The organism is Helicobacter sp. UBA3407 (assembly GCF_949747025.1).
Classification (GTDB): domain Bacteria; phylum Campylobacterota; class Campylobacteria; order Campylobacterales; family Helicobacteraceae; genus Helicobacter_D; species Helicobacter_D ganmani.
The window spans coordinates 1-2,119 of sequence record NZ_CATKCB010000047.1 but is presented as its reverse complement, the minus strand read 5'-3'; the positions used below and the strand labels follow the sequence as shown (position 1 = coordinate 2,119).

At 34.1% G+C, this 2,119-nt stretch carries 1 protein-coding gene and 1 pseudogene; both read right to left on the bottom strand.

Translation table 11 applies throughout. The annotated features are described in order from the left end of the window. Positions 1-748, bottom strand: a pseudogene (locus tag Q1553_RS00645) (tRNA (guanosine(46)-N7)-methyltransferase TrmB); the annotation flags it as partial. Positions 749-755: 7 nt separating this feature from the next. After that, the gene (locus Q1553_RS00640) at positions 756-1,991 is read right to left on the bottom strand and encodes a hypothetical protein (protein WP_297577862.1); all 1,236 of its coding nucleotides are present in this window, start codon (positions 1,989-1,991) and stop codon (positions 756-758) included. Positions 1,992-2,119 lie beyond the last annotated feature (128 nt).

The window sequence follows — 2,119 nt, the reverse complement described above, 5'->3', positions numbered from 1 at the left end:
TTAAAAAAGTATGGCTTAGGATTCTACGATGCGGTTGTTTGTCCCAAGGTACAGGGAAATGCACAAAGATTTTATCCAAAGTGTTGGAGGGTAAAATTTCTAAAAAAATCCGCGCATCATAGCTAAGAATCAAAATATTTTTAAGCCCTAAAAGCCCAATTTGACGTGCTACTTGTTCCAATGAGGGAGAGTGAATCTCTAAACCAATGTGCAGAATCTCTGGATAATTTTTGGCATTATGTAACAAATGCCTCCCACTACCAAAACCGATTTCTAGCCAAACTTTTGGTAGAAAATTTGTGTTTTTAGATACTTGAGATTCCCTTGCAAAAGTTTTTAAAAGATTTTCAAAATCCAAAAAATCCTCAATTTCTCTAATGAATGGAAGTTTGCACTCTAATGCTTGACTTTTACCATTTAAATTGTGCGAGAGAATAGAATCTTGAAAATCCATTAAAATTTTTAATGCACTTTTGATAATTTCAATAGGAGAAATACGCGAATTTTTATCCAAATGAACAATAGTTTCTTTGGTTTTATGGGGGGCTTTCAGGCGCGTTTTGATTTCTAGGAAAAATTTTTTGATTTTTTCTTTGGAATCTTTAGGAATGAAATAAACTTGCAACAAAGAAAAATGAGGATTTTGTGTTGAGTGAAACACTTGCATAAAACAAAATTCCCCTAAAGAATGTGTAACTTTTGAGGGAAGATTGGGGAGTTTAAGTTGTGCAGTTTTAAAATGTGGCATTGTCGTCTTATTTAGGTAGAGAAAGCACAACTTCTTGAGATGTTTTGGATTCTAATCCATTCTTATCTATTGCACTGACACGATAATAATATTTTTCGCCCGCCTTAACTTCTTTGTCAATAAATTCCGTTGTGAGGACTTTATTGTAACGCAAAGTTTCTCCAAAAAATAAGGAATCTTTTTTATAAACAATATATTCTGTGGCGCGATTATCAGTGGGATTCCATTTAAGTACAACAGAACCATTTTCAATGCGTGCATAGGTGATATTTGGTGCATTAGGAATCGCAAGCGTTGAACCGCTAATGGGTCCTGTTTCTAAGCTGTCAATCCCATCTTTGTCGGCAGCAATGATTTTGTAACTATATTGTTCGCCATCTTTGCCTATCAAATCTTGATACGAATCTGTGTTGCTAGGAAGCGTGGCAATCGTAGTATAAAAGCTAGAAATAAAGCCAGAGCGCAGAATCTTATAAGAAGTTACTTCAGGGTTTTTGTGTAAATTCCAACTTAAATTGATTTGTTTTGGAATATTATTTGTTGCCTTAAAATTAGTGATTTGCACAGGTTTGGGCTTGGTGGTAGCTTGAACCCTTTTAGAGGGAAGTGAGCGTGAGCCATTGGCGTTGTAGGCAAGAATTTGATATTCATAGGTTGTGCCATCGTCTAATTTGGTGTCCAAATATTCTACAAGCAGGCGATTTTGAATCTTGCCAATTTCTTGCCAATTTCCATTTTTGTCTTTGCGCTCAACAATATAGCCATTTACGCGCGTATCTTGATGAGGATTCCAAATAATTTTTACCTTTCTTGGATAGTTGCTAATAGCCTCTACATAGCTTACAGCATTGATAGAATGTGTTTTTGCGCTGATAGTTTCAGAAAAAGGAGAGACATTTTTTTGCTTATCAAACGAAGCAAATTGATAAGTATATTCGGTATTAGCATCTAGTTTATTATCTGCATAATGTGTGATAAAACGCGAATCTAATGTGGCAATTTTGCTGAAATTTTGCTCTTGTGCTTTTTTACGATAAATATAATAACCTGCGACTTCTGGGTCTTGCACGGAAGTCCATTCAAAAGCATTGGTATTAATATCACTTAATACACGAATGTTCTTTGGGGGAGTAAGTGAGCTATTGATGCTAGGATTTGGGTTTAAAGCTGAACAAGCATTAAAAAGTAACATAAAAGTTGTGAGGATTCCACTAAAGAAAAATTTAAATAGAGGATTTTTCATTTTAATGTCCTTGTAATTTCTTAAAGTTTTAGAAAGTAAAGCTTAATTTTAACATAATTATATATTTTAGTGCAAGATTTCTTAAGGGGAATTGTGTAATTTTGAAAGAGAATTTATACAATGGAATC